Genomic DNA, 21,619 nt, shown 5'->3' with positions numbered 1-21,619 from the left:
GGCCGCGCCGAGTAGATTAGGACCATGGCCGGACTGATCAAACGCGAGGACATCGACGCTGTGCGCGAGCGTGCGGACCTTCGCGAGGTCGTCGAACAGTACGTCACGCTCAAGGGCGCCGGAATCGGCTCGTGGAAGGGCCTGTGCCCGTTCCACGACGAGCGCTCACCGAGCTTCCACATCCGTCCCCAGGTGGGCACCTTCCACTGCTTCGGCTGCGGAGAATCCGGCGACGTGATCGCCTTCCTCATGGGCATGGAGCACACCAGCTTCCAGGAGACCGTGGAGAAGCTCGCCGGCAGGCTCGGGATCGAGCTGCGCTACGAGGACGGCGGCAAGGGCCCCGACAAGGCAGAGATCGGACGCCGCCAGCGGCTTCTCGATGCCCATAAGATCGCCGATGAGTTCTTCCAGCAGGCCCTGCAGAGCCCGGAGGCGCAGATCGCCCGCCAGATGCTCACCGGCCGCGGATTCACCCGCGAGCACGCCGCCCAGTTCTCCGTGGGCTACGCCCCCAAGGGCTGGGACAACCTGCTCAAGCATCTGCGCTCCAAAGGCTTCTCCGAGGAGGAGCTCACCGAGACCGGGATGTTCTCCTCCGGCAGCCGCGGGATCTACGACCGCTTCCGCGGTCGGCTCATGTGGCCGATCCGCGACATGACCGGCAACACCGTGGGCTTCGGCGGTCGGCACCTCTACGAGGAGGACAAGGGACCCAAGTACCTGAACTCCCCGGAGACCGCCATCTACAAGAAGTCCCAGGTCCTCTACGGGATCGAGCACGCCAAGCGCCACGTCGCCAAGCAGCGTCAGCTCGTCGTGGTGGAGGGTTATACCGACGTCATGGCCTGCCACGTGGCAGGGGTCGAGACCGCGGTGGCCACCTGCGGCACGGCCTTCGGCGAGGGCCATATCCGGATCGCGCGCCGGCTGATCTCGGACGAGGGCGGCGCCGGGGAGGTCATCTTCACCTTCGACGGCGATCAGGCAGGCCAGCAGGCGGCGCTGAAGGCCTTCAAGGAGGACCACATGTTCCTCGCCAAGACCTTCATCGCCGTGGGACCTGAAGGAATGGACCCCTGCGACATCCGCCAGCACCGAGGGGATGAGGCGGTCAAGGAGCTGATCAACTCCAAGACCCCGCTCTTCGAGTTCGCCATCCGCGCGAAGCTGCGCGAGTTTGACCTGAACACCATCGAAGGCAGGGTGGGCGCCCTGCGCGCCACCGCCCCGATCGTGGGCGGCATCAAGGACCCGGCGCTGCGTCCCGCCTACACCCGCGAACTTGCCGGCTGGCTGGGAGCCGAGATGGACGACGTCGCCCGCGCGGTCACCTACGCGCAGAAGCACCAGCCCTCACCCCAGCAGGAGGCGGAGAAGGCCTCTGCGTCGAACCCACCCAGCGGCCAGCGGCGCGAGTCGCCCGCGACCGACCCGCGCGGGGGCCGCGGGTTCGCCCGGCCCGACACGCGTGACCCCGCGGTGCTCATGGAGCGTCAGGCGCTGGAAGTCATCCTCCAGCATCCGACGCATCTGACTGCCGAACAGTGGGAGGAGATCTTCACGGTCCGCTTCTCTGCTCCGGCGCACCAGGCCATCCACGACGGCGTGCGCATCGCCGCCGCCTCTGCTTCGGATCCGCGCAACTGGGTCAACGCAGTGCGCGATGAAGTGCCGGAGCCGATCAAGTCCTTCGTCTCCGAACTCGCCGTGACCGCCCTTCCCACGAATTCCGATGAGCACCTGGAGAAGTACTGCCAGTCCATCCTGAACAGGCTGGTGGAGCTGAAGATCACCCACCAGAAGGCCAATCTGCTGGGTCGGCTCCAGCGGATGGATCCGGCGCGCGACCCGGAGGAGCATCAGGCCGTCAACCGCGAGCTGATGGAGCTGGAGCAGCGGCGTCGTGCGCTGCGCGAAGCCGAGTGGGCCTGATCTCGGACCGCCGGGCCGGGGCTGGAGGCGTTTCGCGGGTGGACAATATTGCACCCAACTTCGGGCCTGACCCGGAGCTTGATAACGTGTTGCCTCGAACACAGTGAGCGCGCCACCTGAACGCGCTCCTGGTGCCCGACAGGCCCACCAGACGTGACGATGGGGTCACGTGAAGCATCCGAGAAGGAGATTCACATGACCCAGGAACACCCGATTCCGGCGAGCTCGCCGGCCACCGGCAGCATCACCCGCGTCCAGGCCACCCATGAGGTGCCCGAGGCCATGCGCCGGGACGTGAGCCTGCTCGGCGGACTGCTCGGCCAGGTGCTCGAGGAGTACGGCTCCGAGGGACTGCTCGCCGACGTCGAGGCGCTGCGCGAGCTGACCATCGCAGCCCTGGAAGACCCCAGCGGGGAGACCCTCGAGCGAGCCGAAGAGCTGGTCGCCTCCTTCTCCGCGGAGCGCGCCAAAGAGGTCGCCCGCGCGTTCACCTCTTACTTCCTGCTGGCCAACCTCGCCGAGGAGCAGCACCGCGTGCGCACCCTGCGCATCCGCGACGGCGAGCTTCCGCTGGCCGAGCAGGCCCCCACCGACTCGGTGGCCGCGGCCTTCACCCACCTCGCCGAAGAGGTCGGCGAACGGGAGGCCGAGCGCCGGCTCAAGGAGCTGCGCTTCCACCCGGTGCTCACCGCGCACCCCACCGAGGCCCGCCGCAATGCCATCACCGCCTCCGTGCGGCGCATCGGTGCCCTGCTCGATGCGCGCGACGACGCTCGGGTGGGCCCCACCGCGCTGGCGAAGAACCGCCGCGAGATCCTCGAAGAGATCGACAACATGTGGCGCACCGCCCAGCTGCGCGTCTCCAGCCCCTCCCCGCTGGATGAGGTGCGCACCGCCCTGGGGGTCTTCGACTCCTCCTTCTCCTCCGTCTTCACCCAGGCCTACCGCCGGATGGACGACTGGCTGCAGGGTGAGGCCTCAGGCGCCGAGGCCCCCAAGGCTCCGGCCTTCATCCGGCTCGGCTCCTGGATCGCCGGCGACCGGGACGGGAACCCCAACGTCACCGCCACGATCACCCGTAAGGCCGTGGCGCAGGCCGCCGACCGCGTGCTCGCCGATCACGAGAACCGGGCCCGCCGCACCGGCATGTCGCTGACCCTGGACGACCGATACACCCCGCCGAGCCGGGGACTCGAGACGCTCTGGAACCGGCAGCGCCAGCTCTCCGAGGAGCTCGCCGAGCAGGCCTCCCAGCATTCACCCGGAGAGCCGCACCGGCAGGTCCTGCTCGCCATCACCGGGCGCATCCAGGCCACCCGCGAGCGCAACGCCGATCTGGCCTATGCGGTGCCCGAGGAGCTCATCGCCGACCTGCGGGTCGTGCAGGACTCTCTCGTCGAGGCAGGCGCCAAGCGTGCGGCCTACGGGGATCTGCAGGAGCTCATCTGGCAGGTGCAGACGTTCGGCTTCCACCTGGCCGAGCTGGAGGTCCGCCAGCACTCCAAGGTGCACGCGCAGACCCTCGCCTGGCTCGAGGACCCCGCCTCCGTGGAGAAGATGGCGGTCCCCGGTGAGGAGGTGCTGGAGACCTTCCGCGCCATCGCCTCGGTCCAGCAGCGCTACGGCGTGGACGCTGCCCGGCGCTATATCGTCTCCTTCACCCAGTCCGCGAAGAACCTCGCCGATGTCTACACCCTGGCTGAGAAGGCGCTCGGCGGTGCCGAGAACGCCCCGGTGCTCGACGTCATCCCACTCTTCGAGACCTACGAGGATCTGCGCAATGCGCCGGAGATCCTCGAAGAGATGCTCCACAACCCGGCAGTGCAGGCCCGGCTGGAAGAGACCGGCCGCCGCATGGAGATCATGCTGGGCTACTCCGACTCCGCCAAGGACGTCGGCCCGGTCTCGGCCACCCTGGCGCTGTACGAGGCTCAGGAGAAGATCGCCGCCTGGGCGAATAAGCACGAGATCACGCTGACCCAGTTCCACGGCCGCGGCGGCGCACTGGGGCGCGGCGGCGGACCCGCAAACCGCGCCATCCTCGCGCAGCCGCCGCATTCGGTGGACCTGCGCTTCAAGGTCACCGAGCAGGGTGAGGTCATCTCCGCCCGCTACGGAAACCCGGAGATCGCCCTGCGCCACATCGAGCAGGTCGCAGCCGCCACGCTGATGGCCTCGGCACCCTCCACGGAGCGGCGCAACGCCGAGGCCGCGCAGCGCTATGCCGGTCTCGCCGAGAAGATGGACGCCGTCTCCCGGGAACGCTTCCACGGCCTGGTCAACGCGGAGGGCTTCGCCCCGTGGTTCGCCGAGGTAACCCCGCAGGATGAGGTCGGCCTGCTGGCCATCGGCTCCCGCCCGGCCAAGCGCGGCCTCTCCGTGGAGTCCCTCGAGGACCTTCGCGCCATCCCGTGGAACTTCGCCTGGGGCCAGGCGCGGATCAACCTCACCGGCTGGTACGGGCTGGGCAGCGCCCTGGAATCGATCAACGATCCCGAGCTGCTGCGCCAGGCCTATGCCGAATGGCCGCTGTTCCGCGCGCTGATCGACAACATCGAGATGTCGCTGGCCAAGACCGACCGCCGCATTGCCCAGCGCTATCTCGACCTCGGCGATCGCGAAGACCTCACCGAGGTGGTCCTGGAGGAGTTCGACCTGACCTCCAAGTGGGTGCTGACCATCACCGAGCAGCAGCGGCTGCTCGAGAAGCACCAGGTGCTCGGTCGTGCCGTGCAGCTGCGCAACCCGTATGTGGATGCGCTCTCGCTGATCCAGCTGCGGGCCCTGCGCAAGCTGCGCTCCGGCACGCTCACCGATGATCAGATCGATGATCCGCGGAACCTGCTGCTGATCTCGCTCAAGGGCGTGGCAGCAGGTCTGCAGAACACCGGCTGATCTTCCTCCTTCCCTTCTGCGTTTTACCTCCCATTGCGTGGTCTACCAGGCTGACCGTTTCCCCGGTAGACCACGTAAGCCCAGGTAAAACGCGGGTGGCTAGGATTGGGGGCATGACTCTCCCCACGGCGAAGCCTCTGATCGATCCGCACCGCGACCCGGCCGAGGCCGATCCGCACCTGTGGCTCGAAGATGTCAGCGGAGACCGTGCGCTGGACTGGGTGCGCCAGCGCAACGCCCGAGCCGAGGAGCGCATCCAGGACGCTGAGTTTGCTCCGCTGCGCACCCAGCTGCGCGACATCCTCGACGCCTCCGACCGCATCCCCGGGGTGACCAAGCGCGGCGATCACCTCTATAACTTCTGGACCGATGCCGAGCACCCGCAGGGGCTCTGGCGACGCACCACCGAGGACTCCTACCGCAGCGAGACCCCCGAGTGGGAGATCCTGCTCGATCTCGATGCGCTCAGCGCCGAGGAAGGCATCACCTGGGTCTGGCACGGCGCGGAGGTGCTGCGTCCGCACAGCGACGACGGCACCCCCGACGACGGCACCCCCGACGACGACGCCCCGTGGCGTCACACGCTGATCTCCCTGTCCCCGGGCGGTTCCGACGCCGATGTCACCCGCGAGTTCGATCTGGTCACCAAGAGCTTCGTCGCCGAGTCCGACGGCGGATTCCACCTTCCCCAGGGCAAGGGCGGACTGAGCTGGATCGACCGCGACACCGTGTATATGACCCACGACGCCGGCCCGGACGCCGTCACCAGCTCCGGGTACCCCCGCGTGGCGCGGCGGTGGCATCGCGGCACGCCGCTGACCGAAGCCCAGGCAGTCCTCAGCGTGGAGCCTGACGAGATGACCGCCGTCGTCGGCTATGACAGCACCCCCGGCTTTGGGCGCCACTTCGGTCTCAGGCTGCTGGGCTTCTACGATCGCGAGACCTACCTGCTGGACCCCGCGGCGGAGGACGCGCTCACCCGGATCGAGGTGCCCACCGACGTCTCCGTGGGCTTCCATCGGGACCTGATCGTGCTGCGCCCGCGCACCGACTTCACCCACCACGGCGTGGACTATCGCGGTGGCAGCCTGATCGTCGGCGACGCCGACGCGTTCATCGCCGGGGAGCCCGAGCTGACCGTGCTCTTCGAGCCCACGGAGTCCGCCGCGCTGCTCAACGTCGCGGTGACCCGTGAGATGTTCGTGCTGACCCTCCTCGAGGACGTGATCCACCGGGTGCAGGCTCACTGGCGCGAGGACGGCCAGTGGCAGGAGACTGCTGTGTTCGCCGAGCTCGGTGGATCGCTCAGTGTGGGGGCCGTGGATGCGGAGGACACCGATGAGGTGTGGGTGACCAGCAACGACTGGGTCACGCCCACCAGCCTTTACCGCGGAGACCTCGCGGCGCTGCGCGCCGGTGAGCAGCCAAGCCTCGAGCTCATGAAACAGGCGCCCGAGCGGTTCGAGGCGGACGGGCTCGCCTCGGTGCAGGCTTTCGCCACCAGCGCTGACGGCACCCGGGTCCCATACTTCCTGATCGGCCGCGCTGACGCCGTGCAGGCCGCCGAGACACCCGCGCCGGACCAGGTGCCCGGCGCCACCCAGATCGCCGGCCCCGAACCTCACCCGACCATCCTCTACGGCTATGGCGGATTCCAGATCTCGCAGACCCCGAGCTACCTGGGCCTGGCCGGCAAGGCCTGGCTCGAGGCCGGGGGAGTCTTCGCCGTGGCGAACATCCGCGGGGGCGGGGAGTACGGGCCCGGCTGGCACCAGGCTGCGCTGAAGGAGAACCGCAACCGGGCGAACGAGGACTTCGCCGCCGTGGCGCGGGACCTGGTGGCCACCGGCGTCACCACCGTGGAGAAGCTTGCCTGCCGGGGCGGATCCAACGGTGGGCTGCTCACCGGAAATATGCTCACCCAGTACCCGGAGCTGTTCGGCGCCGTCGTCATCCAGGTGCCGCTGCTGGACATGCGCCGGTTCGCGCAGCTGCTCGCGGGAGCCTCCTGGCGTGCCGAATACGGCGATCCGGAGACCGACGACTGGGAATACATGGCCGACTTCTCGCCATACCACCTGCTCGCTGAGGGTGTGGAGTACCCGCCGGTGCTGCTGACCACCTCCACCCGGGATGACCGAGTCCACCCCGGTCATGCCCGGAAGATGACGGCGGCCCTGGAGACGCTCGGGGCGGACGTCACCTATTGGGAGAACACCGAAGGTGGGCACGGCGGGGCGGCGAACCCGGAGCAGCAGGCCACCATGAATGCGCTGATCTACCGCTGGCTCTGGCAGCAGCTCGGCTGATCGAGGCGCGGGACCTGAGAGCGCAGACAACGGCGAGGCGGGAGCAGGTCGCACCGGGCTCAGAAGGCTTCCCCCTCGGGGGCCGCGGACTAGACTGGAGCCCAATCATGAAACGAATCTCAGGGGGGATTGCTGCACATGAGCGCGCCGGCCATTGAAACGCGCGGACTGGTCAAACGGTTCGGCAACACCGCCGCGGTCGACGAGATCGACCTGCATATTCCACAGGGCGGCATCTACGGTGTGCTGGGCCCCAACGGGGCCGGCAAGACCACCGCGATCAGAATGCTCGCCACCCTGCTGCGCCCGGATGCGGGCGAGGCCAGGGTGCTCGGGCACGACGTGTTCACCGAGCCCAAAGCCATCCGCGAGAAGATCGCGCTGACCGGCCAGTTCGCCTCACTCGATGAGGACCTCACCGGCATCGAGAACCTGATGTTGCTGGGACGCCTGCTGGGCTACAGCTCCCGTGACGCGAAGGTCCGGGGCACGACGCTGCTGGACGCGTTCGGCTTGACCGACGCCGCCACCCGCCAGGTCAAGAAATACTCCGGAGGCATGCGACGGCGCCTGGACATCGCCGGGTCGCTGATCGTCACCCCGCAGCTGATGTTCCTGGATGAGCCCACCACGGGCATCGATCCGCGCAGCCGCAACCAGGTCTGGGACATCATCCGCACCCTGGTGGCCGGCGGCACCACCATCCTGCTCACCACCCAGCACCTGGAGGAGGCCGACCAGCTGGCGGACCGGATCGCGGTGATCGACACCGGCAAGGTCATCGCGGAGGGCACCCCCGGTCAGCTCAAGGCGCAGGTGGGCACCGGTGCGCTCAAGGTGCGGGTCGCAGATCCCGCCCGTCGCGAAGAGGCGGCCGAGATCCTCGGCCGCACGCTGATGACCGAGGTCCTCCGTGAATCAGACTCCGCCGCGCTGACCGTGCGGCTCGAAGATGAGTCCCGCGCGGCCTCCGCGCTCATCGCCCTGCAGGACTCCGGGCTCGCCGTGGAGACCTTCGCGCTGGGGCAGCCCAGCTTGGACGAGGTGTTCCTCGCCCTGACCGGCCATAAGACAGCTCACGAGCCGGCCGAGGGCGATGCCCCGGCCGCACAGGAGGAGGCGGCGTGACCACCACGGCGCAGGACCAGAGCCAGAAGATCCGAAGCGTGCTCGTCCCGGCAGAGGAGCGGCCCGCCCCCTCGGGCGCGGTCAGCGCCTCGCTGACCTACGGCTGGCGAGCGCTGCTGAAGATCAAACACATCCCCGAGCAGCTCTTCGACGTCACGGTCTTCCCGATCATGATGACGGTGATGTTCACCTATATCTTCGGCGGCGCGATCGCCGGATCCGTGGACGGCTATGTGCAGTGGCTGATCCCCGGCATCTTCGTGCAGACGATGATCATGATCACCATGTACACCGGGATCACGCTCAACCGGGACATCTCCAAGGGCGTCTTCGACCGCTTCCGCTCGCTGCCCACCTGGCGTCCGGCCCAGCTGGTGGGCGCGCTGCTCGGTGATCAGGTCCGTTATATCCTTGCGGGCACCATCATCCTACTGGTGGGCTTCGTCATGGGGTTCCGTCCCGAGGGTGGCCTCACCGGAGTGCTGATGGCCTTCGTGCTGCTGCTGCTCTTCAGCTTCAGCCTCTCCTGGATCTGGACCGTGATCTCGCTGCTGGTGCGCACCGAACAGGCAGCCATGGGCATCTCGATGTTCATCATGATGCCGCTGACCTTCGCGTCCAACATCTTCGTGGACCCGGAGACCATGCCGAGCTGGCTGCAGGGCGCTGTCGAGGTCAACCCGGTCTCCGTAGTGGTGACCGCCATCCGCGAGCTCATGGCCGGAATGGGCGACTTCGGCAGCGTCACCCTGGTGCTCATCTACTGCGCCGTGCTGGTGGGCGTCTTCGGTCCGGTGTCGATGTACTTCTACAACCGCAAGAGCTAGCGGCCAGCTGGCATCTGCTGGCCGCCCGCTGGAGCGCCGGGCGCTTCGCTCAGGAGATGAAGCGGATCGTCAGCGGGTAGCGGTACGGACGACGCTGATAGGCGGCGACGGCGGCAAGGATGCTGAATACCCAGGAGAGCAGCCAGATGATCGGCAAAATCACGAAGCCGATCAAGATCACCGTGGTCGCGGTGCCGATCACGTAGCCGATGAACAGGGTGATCTGGAAGTTCAGCGCCTCTTTGCCGTGGTCATCGAGCATCCGGCTCCGTTCCCGGAAGACCAGCCACAGCACCAGCGGCACGAGCCAGGAGAGGAAGACCCCACCGAGGTGCATCGCGACACCCCAGCCCTGTTCCTCGCCGGCGCTCACCGGGACCGCGCGGGGTGCCTCGGGTTGCTGCCACTGGCCCTGGGACTCGGGTGGGATCTGGCTCATGGTGTCCTCCAAGACGACGTGACAGCCTGATGACTCTTCTCGAACATGCTCACCGAAGTGGCGGGCTCACGCTTAAGCGTAGTCTCCGCGGTCCCGGGATGGATAACGTAGGGGACATGTCTGATGAACCCGCGGCCCCGCTCATTCCCGACGAGGTGCTGAGCCTTGCGCGCGCAGCCCGTCACGTCGCCGTCTTCAGCGGCGCCGGCGTCTCCGCGGAATCGGGCGTTCCCACGTTTCGGGAGGTTCAGCACGGACTCTGGGAACAGTATTCCGCGCAGGATCTCGCCACTCCCGAGGCCTTCGAGAACGACCCTGCCGTGGTGCACACCTGGTATCGCTGGCGGGCGTCACTGATCCAGGGTGTCCAGCCGAACGCGGGGCACCTGGCGCTCGCCCACTGGCAGCAACGGCTCCGTTCGAGCGGAGGAACACTGAGCATCTCCACCCAGAACGTGGATGACCTGCACGAACGTGCCGGAGCCGAGGTTCTCGCCCACCTCCACGGCAACATCATGGCCCATCACTGCCACGAGTGCGGAGCCCCAGTCGAGCTCAGCGCACCCCAGTACGACGGCGCCGAGCCACCTTCCGAGCCGGAAGAGCCACCGGTCTGCCAGGTCTGTGAGCAGGGAATGATCCGACCCTCGGTGGTCTGGTTCGGCGAACCGTTGCCGATGGAGGATTTCGAGCGCACCGCCGCGGCCATGCGCGCCGCGGACCTGATTCTGGTGATCGGCACCTCGGGGCTCGTCCAGCCGGCGGCCTCGTTGCCGCTGCTGGGCATGGAACGCGGTACGCCCCTGATCGAGATCAACCCTGAGCACACCGAACTCAGCGACGCGATGCACCACCGGCTCCGAGGCCTCGCGGGGGAGATGCTCCCGGCTCTGGTGCGGGCGCTGGAGGTGGACTGAGCTCATGCTCTGGCTCTCACTGCTCGCTCTGGTCCTGCTCGTCGGAGTGGTCGCTGCCATCCTGGGCCGCTGGGAGGGTGCCGCGGTCCCCCAACCTGATGGCGCTGCCGGAGCGACCTCGGATGTTGACGAGCTGCTGCGCCGTCGTGCACAGACGGAGATCACCCCGGCGGATCTCGAGGAGCTGCGCCTGGACTCCGCAGTGCGCGGATACCGGATGGACCAGGTAGACCGGCTGCTCGATGCTCTCGAAGCGCAGCTGCGTGAGGCGGAGAGGCAGCGGGACAGGGCCGATCATCGTTCCCGCGAGCGTCCCTCAGGGACCTCTGACAAGGGCGAATCTCGAAGCCATGAGGGGGAGCCCGATTCCGGATTTCATCGAGCGGAGTGACATTCGTCCCAGATGCGAGATAATAGAGTGAGTTCAGGCGCTGGATCTCTGCATCAGGCATGGACACGCACGCTATAGAACTTCAGAAGGGATGCACTCGATGGCTGCAATGAAACCGCGTACTGGCGACGGTCCGATGGAGGTCACTCAGGAGGGACGCAGCCTGATCATGCGGGTGCCGATCGACGGAGGGGGCCGGCTGGTCCTCGAGATCAACAACGAAGAGGCTCAGGCGCTGAAGCAGTGCCTGATCAAGGCCGTCGGAGAATGACCTGCTGTTCAGGCCGGGCGCGTTCAGCGTGCCCGGCCTGAACCGTTCCGGGGCTCGTCCTCAGTGACGAGCGGCCACAAGAAGTCCGGTGCCGACGCCGAGCATCGAGGTCTGGAGCCGCCCGTCCTCCAGCAGATTCCTCTCCAGGGCCCTCAAAGCCTGTGTGGAATCCTCTCTGACCGCAGGTCGCGGGACCCGATCGTGGTCCAGCGCATCATTGATGATCAACAGCCCCGCGGGGCGCAGCAGCCGGGTCCCCTGCTCCGCGTAGTCCCCAACACGCGCCGCATCCGCATCGATGAAGACCACGTCGTAGGCGCCAGTTGTCAGCCGCGCCAACACCTGCTGGGCTCGACCCGTGATCAACCGGGCTCGAGAGGCTGGAAGACCGGCGTCCTTGAATGTCTCGCGCGCCGCCTGGATGTGGTCGGCCTCGTAATCGATGCTGGTCAACACGGCGTCGGAGCGTGCTCCACGGAGCAGAGCCAGTCCTGAGACCCCCACGCCGGTGCCCACCTCCACCAGGGCATGCGCCTGGGTCGCAGCGGCCAGGACGGTCAGCAGGGCGGTGACTCCCGGGCTCGCGGGGCGCACCCCGATCTCTTCTGCTCGGACGCGGGCCTGCGCCAGCGCCGGCTCCTCCTCCGCGTGCTGCTCGGCGTAGGCCCAGCTCGAATATTTGACGGGATGCTGAGGCTGCTGAGCTTTCATGGGTCCTTCTCTGAACACGAATGTGATGACGCAGGGACGGTGCGCGCTCTTCCGTGAGGTCGAGTGCAAGGGGGGTCACCGAGGAACGGATTCTCGGATACTGATAGATTTCCAGAAAAATTTCAGGTTCTGCTCAGTTCTACCCCTCATGATAATCAGGATGACAAGGCACGATTCAAGTACTCCGCTCGTACGCGGGGCCAGCACCGGTGAGTCGACCCGCAGCTGGCCAGGTGCCGCGACCGCTCATAAAGCCACCCGTCCGCGCGCCGGGTGGCTTGTTGTGCTCTCGCTGATCGTCTTGGCTCTGCTGGGCGTGCTGGTGTTCGTGGCGGCCTGGGTGGTCGGTGGACGAGCCCTGCCTCAGATCAGCTCCGTCCAGTCGCTGCTGCCTCAGGGCTCGCAGAGCAGCGAGACCCAGCAGGAGGGTGACGCCGCCCTGACGAATCCAGGCGTGCCGCTCACCAGCACGGACCTGAACCTGATCCCCGTGGACGACTCCGATTCGATGCTCCCCGGGTCGCCGGAGACCACAGAGATCCAGCAGATCCCACTGGACAGCCTCAACGCGCTCAAGAGCCTGGGCTGGTCGGCACCGCATCTTTCAGGGTTCGGCCTCGCGACCGAGTATGCCGAGACCGGCGTCGTCGCTGGCATCCGTACGGTGCAGATCCGACTCACCGACGGCGAACATCACCTCGATGTCTCTGAGACGAGACCCGAGGAGGCCGGAGTGGAGATGGCGCCGCTGGAGTCGAAGCTGGCAAGCGCGGTCGACGTCTCGGATGCCCGTAAGGAGAACATCACTCTGCGCACCGGTGACGAGTGCCAGCTCTTCATCTCCGAAGACGAGAAGGAATGGACCGCCGCCATGGAGAGCGGCAGGGTCCAGTATGTGGTGAGCTCCGATCTTCCCGAGTCCGCGGCGGAGCAGATCTCCAACTGGGTCATGGCGACCGATCGTTCACGGGTCCAGGTCCTGCCCATCGTGCCCTCGGGCTCCGAGCGGCTGGAGCGCGGATTCGAGGAGCTGCTCGACTGGCTCACTGACTGAGTCACGGCTGAGGGTAGGCTTGGTCCGTGACCGGTATCAATGGGTATGAGTTCGTCATTCTGGTGGTGCTCGCACTGGTCATCCTTGGACCGGAGCGGCTGCCCCAGTATGCGCGCAACCTGGCGCGCTGGGTCCGGCAGGCCCGTGACATGGCTGAGGACGCCAAGGGTCGATTCAAGGACGAGACCGGCACCGACTTCGACGACGTGGACTGGAAGCGGTATGACCCGCGCCAGTACGACCCGCGGCGGATCATCCGCGAGGCTCTGAGCGACGAATACTCCGAGGACTTCCGCGACGCCCGCTCTGCGGTCACCGGGACTCTGGATTCCGCCCGAAAGGCGACCGACCCGCGCGAACTCTTCCGCAGCACCAAGCCCAATGGCCGGAACGGGGTCAGCGGTGTCCCACCGAGCTCCGCGTTCGGCACGGCGGGATCCGCTGGATCCGCCCTCGCCGCCGGAATGGCCGGGGCTGACTCCCGCGACGGGACCGCGCCGCGCGAACCAGAAGACTCCGCACGGACGGAAGCGTTGCGTGACGCTCCCTTCGACAGCGAAGCCACCTGACCGCCCACCCCCTGCCGCGTTTTACCCCGCGATACGTGGAGTACCGCCTCGACGGTTGGCCCGGTAGACCACGTAACCCCAGGTAAAACGCCGAGGGGGGGAGGCTCGGCTCAGGAGGCCGGGCTGAAGGGGAGTTTGCGGCCGCTGATCCCGCGCGGCTGGACTGCCAGGCGTGCCGCGATGCCGCGCAGAGCGGCCCCGGCCGGAGACTCCGGAGCTGACAGGACGACGGGCTCGCCGTCGTCGCCGGCCTCACGCAGGTGCATATCCAGCGGCACCGAGCCCAGCAGCGGAACCTCGCTGCCCAGGGAGTCGCTCAGCCGGTCCGCGACAAGCTGGCCCCCGCCGCTTCCGAAGAGTTCGAAGCTGGTGCCGTCGGGCAGGGTCATCGGGCCCATGTTCTCGATCACCCCTGCCACCCGCTGCTTGGTCTGTGAGCTCAGCGCCCCTGCGCGCTCGGCGACGTTCGACGCCGCGGACTGGGGTGTGGTGACCACCAGCAGCTCGGAGCCGGGCAGCAGCTGAGCCACTGAGATCGCGATGTCGCCCGTGCCGGGTGGGAGGTCCAGCAGCAGCACATCAAGATCGCCGAAGTGCACGTCGGTGAGAAACTGCTCCACAGCGCGGTGCAGCATCGGCCCACGCCAGGCCACCGCCTGATTGCCGTCGACGAACATGCCGATGGAGATGGTCTTCACGCCATAGGCCACCGGGGGCAGGATCATCTCGTCCAACCGGGTGGGTTTATCGGTGATGCCCATCAGGTCCGGGACGGAGAAGCCATGGATATCGGCGTCGATGATGCCGACCTTCATCCCCTGCGCGGCCAGCGAGCAGGCGAGGTTCACCGTCACCGAGGACTTGCCCACACCGCCCTTGCCCGAGGCCACCGCGTAGACCTTGGTGAGGCTCTCGGGTTGGGCGAACCGATTGATCTTGCCGGCCTCCCCGCCGCGCAGGTGCTCCTTGAGCTCGGCGCGCTCCTCCGGGGTCATCACGCCCAGCTCCACCGAAGCCGTGGAGACACCCTCGGCGCGGACAGCCGCGGCGGTGACGTCTTCGACGATGCGGCTGCGCATGGGGCAGGCCGCGATGGTGAGCTTCACGCCGACCTGCGCGGCACCTGCATCGTCGACGCTGATGTCCCCGACCATGCCCAGCTGGGTGATCGGGAGACGCAGCTCCGGATCGATGACCTCGGTGAGGCGCTGGCGAATACGTTCGACGACGGTTGGATCAGACACCGCCCCAGTCTACGAGTCGTCAGGGGACCCGCACTGCACCGGCTGAGGCAGTGCTGGCCCCGCCGCACAGCACTGCCTCGTGCGTGTGACGGGCGAGCGGGAGCAGCTCCGCCGACCTGAGACAATGAGCACATGTCGATGAATGCTGGGACCAATTCAGGCGGGCTCAACACTGGCGGGCTTCCCCGCGGCGAGCTGCTGGGACGCTACCGCTCCTATGAGGACGCGCAGAAGGTGGTGGACCACCTGACCGCGGCGGAGGGCTTCGACGTCAAGGCGCTGACGATCGTGGGCAATGACCTGCGGTCGGTGGAGCACATCCGCACCCGGCTGACCTACCCCCGGGTGGCCCTCGGCGGCGCGGCGCAGGGCGCGATGTTCGGTGCCTTCATCGGACTGCTGATCTATCTGTTCAGCCCCGAGGCGAGCATCTACAACCTCGCGTTCTCCGTGGTGCTGGGCATGGCCATCTGGATGATCATCGGCGTGCTGGGCTTCGCCATGCGCAAGGGTCGCCGTGAGTACGCATCCTCCTCGCAGCTGGTGGCCACCAGCTTCGACGTGGTGTGCGAATTCGGCTCCGCCCAGCGCGCACGCCAGCTGGTCGCCGGCGCGGGAGTGATGAGCCTGAACGCATTCAACGATCCCACCTCCACCAGCATGGGCGGGGTCCCGCAGCAGCCAACCGCAGCGCCACAGCCCACGCCTCAGCCCGGCACCGGCCAGGGTGCAGCGGGCGTCGAGCAGCAGGGCGGCACGACGACGACGGCAGCTCCTGACTCGCAGGCCTCGGAGTCGCAGGCCCCGGCCACCGGCTATAACGATCTTCCCGACGGGCGGCCGCGCTACGGTGTGCGCGCCCCGCAGGAGCAGGCGCCCCAGGAGGCTGAGTCCCATCCGTCGACACCGGCGGAGCAGGCCGGGGAGAGTTCAACCTCCCAGCCCCAGGACGGTCCGGGGGAGCCCGAGCCGCATGTCACGGGTGAACAGGCCGAACAGCCCGAATCCCACGAAAACACGCAGGCCGCGGAGGACCCGCGATCCTGAACCCCGCGGTCTGAGCCGACCGCTCCCGCAGGTTTCCGGCCCCTGTACATGAAAACGCCCCGTCCGCCTGGAGCTCCAATGGAGTCCAGGCCGACGGGGCGTTTCAGTGTGAGCGCCGGTTCAGCGAGGAACCGTCTGCTCAGTGTGCTTGCGAATCAGACCTTGCGGCTGCCGCGGCGACCGGTGATGGCCTGCCAGATGAAGGCCACGATCACGCCGCCACCGATGGCGAACAGCCATGTGGGCAGCGAGAAGAATGAATCGTTGACGCTGATGTCAAAGAGCACTGAGGCGATGAACCCGCCGAGCAGTGCGCCGAGCACACCGGTGATCAGTGCCGCGATCCATCCGCCGGCCTGCTTGCCGGGAAGGATGAGGCGTGCGATGGCACCTGCGATGAGGCCCAGTACGAGCCAACCGATAATTCCCATGGTGTTCCTCCTGTGATTGTTTGAACCTGTCAGGTTCGACTGGTTCAAGCGTAGCGGTCGAAACCCAGGACCTCCGAATGGTTAGAGGCTGACAAGCGTCGAATTCATCACATCTAGATCGCCGTCATATCACGATTTTTCGCAGTGGTTAACCACTCTTGTTTTGTGCCCAGATCCCCTGCATCCAGGTCTCCACCTCCGAGGCCGTGCGCGGCAGGGAGGCTGAGAGATTCTCCGCACCGTCCTCGGTGACCAGCACGTCATCCTCGATCCGTACGCCGATACCGCGGAACTCCGCCGGCACCGCGAGATCCTCGTTCTTGAAGTACAGCCCCGGCTCGATGGTGAACACCATTCCGGGTTCCAGCACGCCGTCCAGGTACAGCTCGCGCTTGGCCTGTGCGCAGTCATGGACGTCCAGGCCGAGGTGGTGGCTGGTGCCGTGAGGCATCCACCTGCGGTGATGCTGGCCGCTCTCATCCAGGGCCTCTTCGAGGCTCACCGGCAGAAGCCCCCAGTCATCGAGGTGCTCGGCGAGCACCTTCACCGCCACCGCGTGGATCTCCCGGAACTTGATGCCCGGGCGGACCACCGCGAAGGCCGCGTCTGCCGCCGCGAGGACGGCCTCGTAGATCCGGCGCTGCACGGGGGTGAACTCTCCGGTGACCGGCAGTGTGCGGGTGATGTCTGCGGTGTAGAGAGACTCGGCCTCCACACCGGCGTCGAGGAGCAGCAGCTCTCCCGGGTTCACCGCGCCGTGATTGCGGATCCAGTGCAGGACCGTGGCGTTGTTGCCCGAGGCGGCGATCGTGTCATAGCCGAGGTCATTGCCCTCGAGTCGAGCGCGGGCGAAGAACGCCCCCTCCACGATCCGCTCGCCGCGGGCGTGCCCCACCGCGGCAGGCAGCGCGGCGACCACATCGTGGAACCCCGCGATGGTGGCGTTCACCGAGGTGCGCAGCTGTTCGACCTCCCAGCTGTCCTTGACCAGGCGCAGCTCGGAGAGGGACTCCAGCAGCTCGCCGTCGTAGGCATCGGAGGTCTCCAGGTCCACTGCGGTGTTGATCCGGGAGGTGTCCACCAGGGCGTCGACGTTCAGGTCCACCTCGCGCAGCAGCCGCAGACGCGTCCCGCCGAACTCCACGGGACCGGCGTTCTTGGTCACGGCCACCTCAAGTGCTCCGGTGTCGCCGGTGCGGATCCCGAGTCGCTGGGAGAACTCCTCCAGGCCGGGCCGGGGCCCGATCCAGAACTCACCGTGGCGTGCATCGGCGTAGAAGGCCTCCGAGTCCCGCCCCGCCATCGGCGTGAAATAGAGCGTGACCTCGTGGTCGGAGCCGTCGTCACCGGTGCCCTCGTCCACCGGCTCGAAGACGAGCACGGCACCTGCCTCGTGGTCCAGTCCGAGCCCGGAGAGATGGGCGAAGGCGGAGTGCGGGCGGAAGCGGTAATCGGTGTCATTCGAGCGAACCTTCAGGGGTCCGGCAGGGATCACCAGCCGCTCACCCGGGAACTGGGCCGACACCGCGGCACGGCGTCGAGCGGCGTAGGAGGCGACCTCATCGCGCTCATGCGCCACGCGCTCGGCCGGAGCCCAGCTCGAGGCCATAAACTCTTTGAATGCCTCTGAGGTGGGGCGCTGCGAGCGATTGTTCACACGATCCCCGAGCTCCTGTGCTGAGGCTGCGGCGACGAAGTCGAATTCTTCACTTTTCTCAGAACTGGTCATGGTCCCAGTCTAGGTGCGCCCGTGAGGCCTGGCCGGAGGCGGCAGCCCGGTAGGCTGAGGCGCATGAGCGTGGACCTGCACACCCATTCCAACGTCTCCGACGGCACCGAAGCTCCCGCTGCGGTGATCGCCGCCGCGGCGGCTGCGGGACTGGAAGGGCTGGCGCTGACCGATCACGACACCACCGTCGGCTGGGACGAGGCCATCGCGGCCGCGAGGCAGCACGGGGTCATGCTGCTGCCCGGGATGGAGATCACCACGCTCACCGAGAACGGGATCAGCGTCCATCTGCTGAGCTACCTCCATGATCCGCTCCACGAGGGGCTCTCCACCGCGGTCGCCGAAGCCCGCGACGGTCGGATGCACCGGGCCCGACGCATCGCCGAACGCCTCTCCGTAGACTTCCCGCTGACCTGGGAGACCGTTGAGCAGCACGTCAGCACCGGAGCCACCGTGGGCCGCCCGCACCTCGCCGACGCGCTGGTGGGGATCGGGGTCGTGGCCGACCGCCAAGAGGCCTTCGACCATCTGCTCCACGCGGGATCTCCGTATTACGTCAGCCAACAGAACATGCACCCGACGATGGCGATCGAGCTGGTCCGCGCCGCCGGGGGAGTCCCGGTGCTGGCCCACGGCATGGCATCGGCGCGCGGCCGCACCGTCAGCGCCGCCCAGCTCGAGGAGATGGTCGACGCGGGCCTCGCCGGAGTGGAGGTCCACCACCGCGACAACCCCGAATCCGGCCGCGCGGTGCTGCGCGACCTCGCCGCGCGCCATGACCTGCTGGTCACCGGATCATCTGACTATCACGGCACCGGCAAAGCGAACCTGATCGGGGAGAACACCACGGACTGGGCCACGGTAGAGACGCTCTGCGGGCTCGCCACCGGTTTCGCTCCGATCCGTCCATGACAGATCCGGTCGTCCGCCCCTCCCAGCCCTAGACTGAGCCCATGAACGAAAGCATGAGGGACCCTGCCGGCGTCGTCCGCGCCAAACGGCTGCCTCGGGAGCAGCGCCGCAGGCAGCTGCTCGACTGTTCACTGCAGGTCTTCGTGGCCAAGGGATACCACGGCGCCTCGATGGATGACATCGCCGAGATCGCCCAGGTCTCCAAGCCGGTGCTCTACCAGCACTTTCCGGGCAAGCACGAACTCTTCCTCGGTCTGCTCGACACCCATCTCGCCCAGCTCGAGTACGAGCTGACCCAGGCACTGGCCACCAGTGCGGACAACAAGGAACGCGTCCAGGCCACCATGGCGACCTTCTATGAGTTCATCGCCCGCAAGGACGAGGCCTACCGTCTGGTCTTCACCTCCGGCATGGACAACGACGAAGAGGTCGAAGACCGCCTGGAGCGCTTCCATGACGCGATGGCAGGAGCCATCGCCGAGGTGATCGCCGATGACACCGGCCAGCCGATGGCCGAGGCCACCATGCTGGGTCACGGGCTGATCGGCATGGCGCTCTCCGCGGCACGGCACTGGAGCAGGCTCTCCGAGCGACCGGACCAGGAGGTCTCCTCCCAGCTGACCGCGCGTTTGGCTTGGCGCGGAATCTCGGGCTTCCCGAAGGAGTCTGAGAGCAGCGAAGGCGCACAATAGGTAGTATCGAGACAGGTAAACCCGCCCACTTCTGACTCAGGCGTCCGTCCCAGGACCGCTGCGGCTCTGAACAAGTGAGCGTTGACCCACGGATTCAAGGAGTTGGCATGGAAGTACGTATCGGCATTCAGCACGTCTCACGTGAGATCGTCATTGAGACCGAGGCCAAGCCCGACGATATCGAACAGGCCGTTGCCGCCGCCATCGAAGGTTCGCAGACGCTGCTGAGCCTTCAGGACCGCCGTGGCAAGAAGATCGTGGTCCCCGTGGCCTCCATCGGCTATGTGGAGATCGGCTCCGACACAAAACAGACTGTCGGCTTCGCCGCCGCAGTCGCTTAATGAAAGTACCTATGACTGAACAGACCACCGAGTCATCAGCCGCCGAGACTGACGCCCCCATCTCCGCCGCTGATCCCGAACTCGTCGAGGCTGTCGAAGCCTCCAGCCTGACCTTCGCCGATTTCAACGTGCGCCCCGAGATCGTCGAGGCCCTCGCCGCGAAGGGCATCACCACCCCCTTCCCGATCCAGGCCGAGACCCTGCCGATCGCGCTGGGCGGCTATGACATCATCGGCCAGGCCAAGACCGGCACCGGCAAGACCCTGGGCTTCGGCATTCCAGCCATCCAGCGCGTCACCAGCCCCGACGACGCCGGCTACGACGACCTTCCGGCCCCAGGAGCACCTCAGGCGCTCATCGTGGCCCCCACGCGTGAGCTCGCCGTGCAGGTGGCAGCCGACATCAAGGTCGCCGCCGCTCGTCGCGGCATCCGCGTGGCCACGATCTACGGCGGCCGTGCCTACGAGCCCCAGATCGAAGAGCTCGACCGCGGCGTCGAGATCGTCGTCGGCACCCCCGGTCGGCTGATCGACCTGCACCGCCAGCGTCACCTGAAGCTCAAGAACGTCAACATCGTGGTCCTCGACGAGGCCGACGAGATGCTCGACCTCGGCTTCCTCCCCGACGTGGAGACCCTGCTCTCCGCCGTGCCGGAGATCGGTCGCCAGACCATGCTCTTCTCCGCGACCATGCCTGGCCCCGTGGTCGCCATGGCCCGCCGCTACATGTCCAAGCCGACCCACATCTCCGCAGCAGACCCGCTGGATGAAGGCATCACCAAGAAGGACATCCGGCAGCTCGTCTACCGCGCACACCACCTGGACAAGGACGAGGTCATCGCCCGCCTGCTCCAGGCTGAGGGTCGCGGCCGCACGATCGTCTTCACCCGGACCAAGCGTCAGGCCGACCGGCTGTCTTCGGAGCTGATCTCCCGCGGCTTCGCCGCCGGAGCGATCCACGGCGACCTCGGCCAGGGTGCTCGCGAGCAGGCCCTGCGCGCCTTCCGCAACGAAAAGATCGACGTCCTGGTCGCCACCGATGTCGCTGCCCGCGGCATCGACGTCACGGACATCACCCACGTCATCAACCTCACCGCTCCGGACGACGAGAAGGCCTACCTTCACCGCGTCGGACGCACCGGCCGCGCAGGAAAGACCGGCATCGCCGTGACCTTCGTGGACTGGGAGGACATGCCCAAGTGGAAGCTCATCGACAAGGCGCTCGGCCTGGGCATCCCGGAACCGATCGAGACCTACTCCTCCTCGCCGCACCTCTACGAGGACCTCGACATCCCCAAGGGCACCAAGGGACGGCTGCCCCGGCATAAGCGTTCCAAGGCCGGACTCGACGCCGAGGAGCTCGAGGATCTGGGCGGACCTGAGAAGCGCCAGTCCCGCGGCGGACGCTCCGGCGACCGTGAAGGTGGCCGCGGCGGACGGTCCAGCGACGGCGGACGCGGTGGACGTGACGGCGACAAAGCCGGCAACGGCCGTGGCGGACGCTCCGGCGACCGTGAAGGTGGACGTGGCCGAGGCCGCGGAGAGGACTCCGCCAAGGAATCGCAGCCCGCCGCCGAGGGCTCCGCACCGCGCAGCCGGAACCGCCGACGCACCCGCACGGAAGACTCAGGCTCAGAGGGTTCAAGCGCCCAGACTGCCCCCGCGGAGTCCGCTGCGCCGTCCGAGGGCGGAGAATCTGCCACGCAGCCCAGGCGGCGCCGTCGTCGTCGCGGTGGCTCCGGCTCAGGCGGCGGGAACGCCTCCAGCGAGAGCTGAAC

At 67.3% G+C, this 21,619-nt stretch carries 20 protein-coding genes; 15 read left to right on the top strand and 5 right to left on the bottom strand.

The features are described from left to right. Positions 1 to 24: 24 nt before the first annotated feature. The 5 genes from dnaG to IY716_RS05605 all read left to right on the top strand — a co-directional run bounded on the left by dnaG (position 25) and on the right by IY716_RS05605 (position 9,094). Positions 25 to 1,935 (top strand): DNA primase, encoded by a 1,911-nt coding sequence (dnaG, locus tag IY716_RS05625; protein ID WP_218220581.1) that lies wholly within the window; start codon positions 25 to 27, stop codon positions 1,933 to 1,935. 195 nt (positions 1,936 to 2,130) lie between these two features. Continuing rightward, on the top strand, positions 2,131 to 4,830 hold the full coding sequence (locus tag IY716_RS05620) for a phosphoenolpyruvate carboxylase (protein ID WP_218220580.1): 2,700 nt from the start codon (positions 2,131 to 2,133) through the stop codon (positions 4,828 to 4,830). A gap of 113 nt (positions 4,831 to 4,943) precedes the next feature. Beyond that, a complete protein-coding gene (locus IY716_RS05615) occupies positions 4,944 to 7,139 on the top strand; it encodes a prolyl oligopeptidase family protein (protein ID WP_218220579.1) in 2,196 nt (731 codons plus the stop codon). Positions 7,140 to 7,277: 138 nt separating this feature from the next. Then, entirely contained in the window at positions 7,278 to 8,267 is a 990-nt protein-coding gene (locus IY716_RS05610; RefSeq protein ID WP_218220578.1) for an ATP-binding cassette domain-containing protein, read from the top strand. Further along, positions 8,264 to 9,094: an ABC transporter permease gene (locus IY716_RS05605; RefSeq protein ID WP_218220577.1), complete on the top strand. Its 831-nt coding sequence runs from the start codon at positions 8,264 to 8,266 to the stop codon at positions 9,092 to 9,094. The genes IY716_RS05610 and IY716_RS05605 overlap by 4 nt, the downstream gene beginning before the upstream one ends. 49 nt (positions 9,095 to 9,143) lie before the next feature. Here the strand turns inward: IY716_RS05605 and IY716_RS05600 are convergent, their stop codons facing one another. Further along, entirely contained in the window at positions 9,144 to 9,533 is a 390-nt protein-coding gene (locus IY716_RS05600) for a DUF4870 domain-containing protein (RefSeq protein WP_218220576.1), read from the bottom strand. 116 nt (positions 9,534 to 9,649) lie between these two features. Here IY716_RS05600 and IY716_RS05595 point away from each other — a divergent pair, with 116 nt between their 5' ends. The 3 genes from IY716_RS05595 to IY716_RS05585 all read left to right on the top strand — a co-directional run bounded on the left by IY716_RS05595 (position 9,650) and on the right by IY716_RS05585 (position 11,112). Continuing rightward, positions 9,650 to 10,450 carry an NAD-dependent deacylase gene (locus tag IY716_RS05595; protein ID WP_218220575.1) on the top strand — a complete coding sequence of 267 codons (801 nt, stop codon included), beginning with the start codon at positions 9,650 to 9,652 and terminating at the stop codon, positions 10,448 to 10,450. A gap of 4 nt (positions 10,451 to 10,454) precedes the next feature. Continuing rightward, the gene (locus IY716_RS05590; RefSeq protein WP_218220574.1) at positions 10,455 to 10,841 is read left to right on the top strand and encodes a DivIVA domain-containing protein; all 387 of its coding nucleotides are present in this window, start codon (positions 10,455 to 10,457) and stop codon (positions 10,839 to 10,841) included. Between the two features lie 100 nt (positions 10,842 to 10,941). After that, entirely contained in the window at positions 10,942 to 11,112 is a 171-nt protein-coding gene (locus IY716_RS05585; protein WP_084479395.1) for a DUF3117 domain-containing protein, read from the top strand. A 60-nt stretch (positions 11,113 to 11,172) separates the two neighbouring features. Here IY716_RS05585 and IY716_RS05580 read toward each other — a convergent pair whose 3' ends face one another. Continuing rightward, positions 11,173 to 11,823, bottom strand: a complete 651-nt coding sequence (locus IY716_RS05580; protein WP_218220573.1) for an O-methyltransferase — start codon at positions 11,821 to 11,823, stop codon at positions 11,173 to 11,175. 160 nt (positions 11,824 to 11,983) lie between these two features. On the opposite strand from IY716_RS05580, the gene IY716_RS05575 reads away from it, so the two are divergent. Then, complete coding sequence (locus tag IY716_RS05575; protein ID WP_218220572.1) at positions 11,984 to 12,877, top strand: hypothetical protein; 894 nt, start codon at positions 11,984 to 11,986, stop codon at positions 12,875 to 12,877. A gap of 26 nt (positions 12,878 to 12,903) precedes the next feature. Further along, positions 12,904 to 13,446 (top strand): twin-arginine translocase TatA/TatE family subunit, encoded by a 543-nt coding sequence (locus tag IY716_RS05570; protein ID WP_218220571.1) that lies wholly within the window; start codon positions 12,904 to 12,906, stop codon positions 13,444 to 13,446. A gap of 110 nt (positions 13,447 to 13,556) precedes the next feature. Here IY716_RS05570 and IY716_RS05565 read toward each other — a convergent pair whose 3' ends face one another. Next, positions 13,557 to 14,690, bottom strand: a complete 1,134-nt coding sequence (locus tag IY716_RS05565; RefSeq protein ID WP_218220570.1) for a P-loop NTPase — start codon at positions 14,688 to 14,690, stop codon at positions 13,557 to 13,559. Between the two features lie 132 nt (positions 14,691 to 14,822). Between IY716_RS05565 and IY716_RS05560 the strand changes: the two genes are divergently transcribed. Continuing rightward, positions 14,823 to 15,737 (top strand): general stress protein, encoded by a 915-nt coding sequence (locus IY716_RS05560; RefSeq protein WP_218220569.1) that lies wholly within the window; start codon positions 14,823 to 14,825, stop codon positions 15,735 to 15,737. Positions 15,738 to 15,892: 155 nt separating this feature from the next. On the opposite strand, the gene IY716_RS05555 is transcribed toward IY716_RS05560, so the two are convergent. Continuing rightward, a complete protein-coding gene (locus IY716_RS05555; RefSeq protein WP_218220568.1) occupies positions 15,893 to 16,168 on the bottom strand; it encodes a GlsB/YeaQ/YmgE family stress response membrane protein in 276 nt (91 codons plus the stop codon). A gap of 148 nt (positions 16,169 to 16,316) precedes the next feature. Further along, complete coding sequence (locus tag IY716_RS05550; RefSeq protein ID WP_218220567.1) at positions 16,317 to 17,897, bottom strand: aminopeptidase P family protein; 1,581 nt, start codon at positions 17,895 to 17,897, stop codon at positions 16,317 to 16,319. 63 nt (positions 17,898 to 17,960) lie between these two features. Here IY716_RS05550 and IY716_RS05545 point away from each other — a divergent pair, with 63 nt between their 5' ends. The 4 genes from IY716_RS05545 (at position 17,961) to IY716_RS05530 (ending at position 21,617) form a co-directional block, all read left to right on the top strand. Continuing rightward, on the top strand, positions 17,961 to 18,809 hold the full coding sequence (locus IY716_RS05545) for a PHP domain-containing protein (RefSeq protein ID WP_218220566.1): 849 nt from the start codon (positions 17,961 to 17,963) through the stop codon (positions 18,807 to 18,809). Between the two features lie 41 nt (positions 18,810 to 18,850). Continuing rightward, positions 18,851 to 19,501, top strand: coding sequence for a TetR/AcrR family transcriptional regulator (locus tag IY716_RS05540; RefSeq protein ID WP_218220565.1), 651 nt, complete (start codon positions 18,851 to 18,853; stop codon positions 19,499 to 19,501). A 107-nt stretch (positions 19,502 to 19,608) separates the two neighbouring features. Continuing rightward, complete coding sequence (locus tag IY716_RS05535) at positions 19,609 to 19,842, top strand: DUF3107 domain-containing protein (protein ID WP_218220564.1); 234 nt, start codon at positions 19,609 to 19,611, stop codon at positions 19,840 to 19,842. Positions 19,843 to 19,853: 11 nt separating this feature from the next. Then, a complete protein-coding gene (locus IY716_RS05530; protein ID WP_218220563.1) occupies positions 19,854 to 21,617 on the top strand; it encodes a DEAD/DEAH box helicase in 1,764 nt (587 codons plus the stop codon). Positions 21,618 to 21,619 lie beyond the last annotated feature (2 nt).

The organism is Nesterenkonia sp. Act20, assembly GCF_019173455.1.
Taxonomy (GTDB): domain Bacteria; phylum Actinomycetota; class Actinomycetes; order Actinomycetales; family Micrococcaceae; genus Nesterenkonia.
This window is presented reverse-complemented; position numbering and strand designations above follow the sequence as displayed.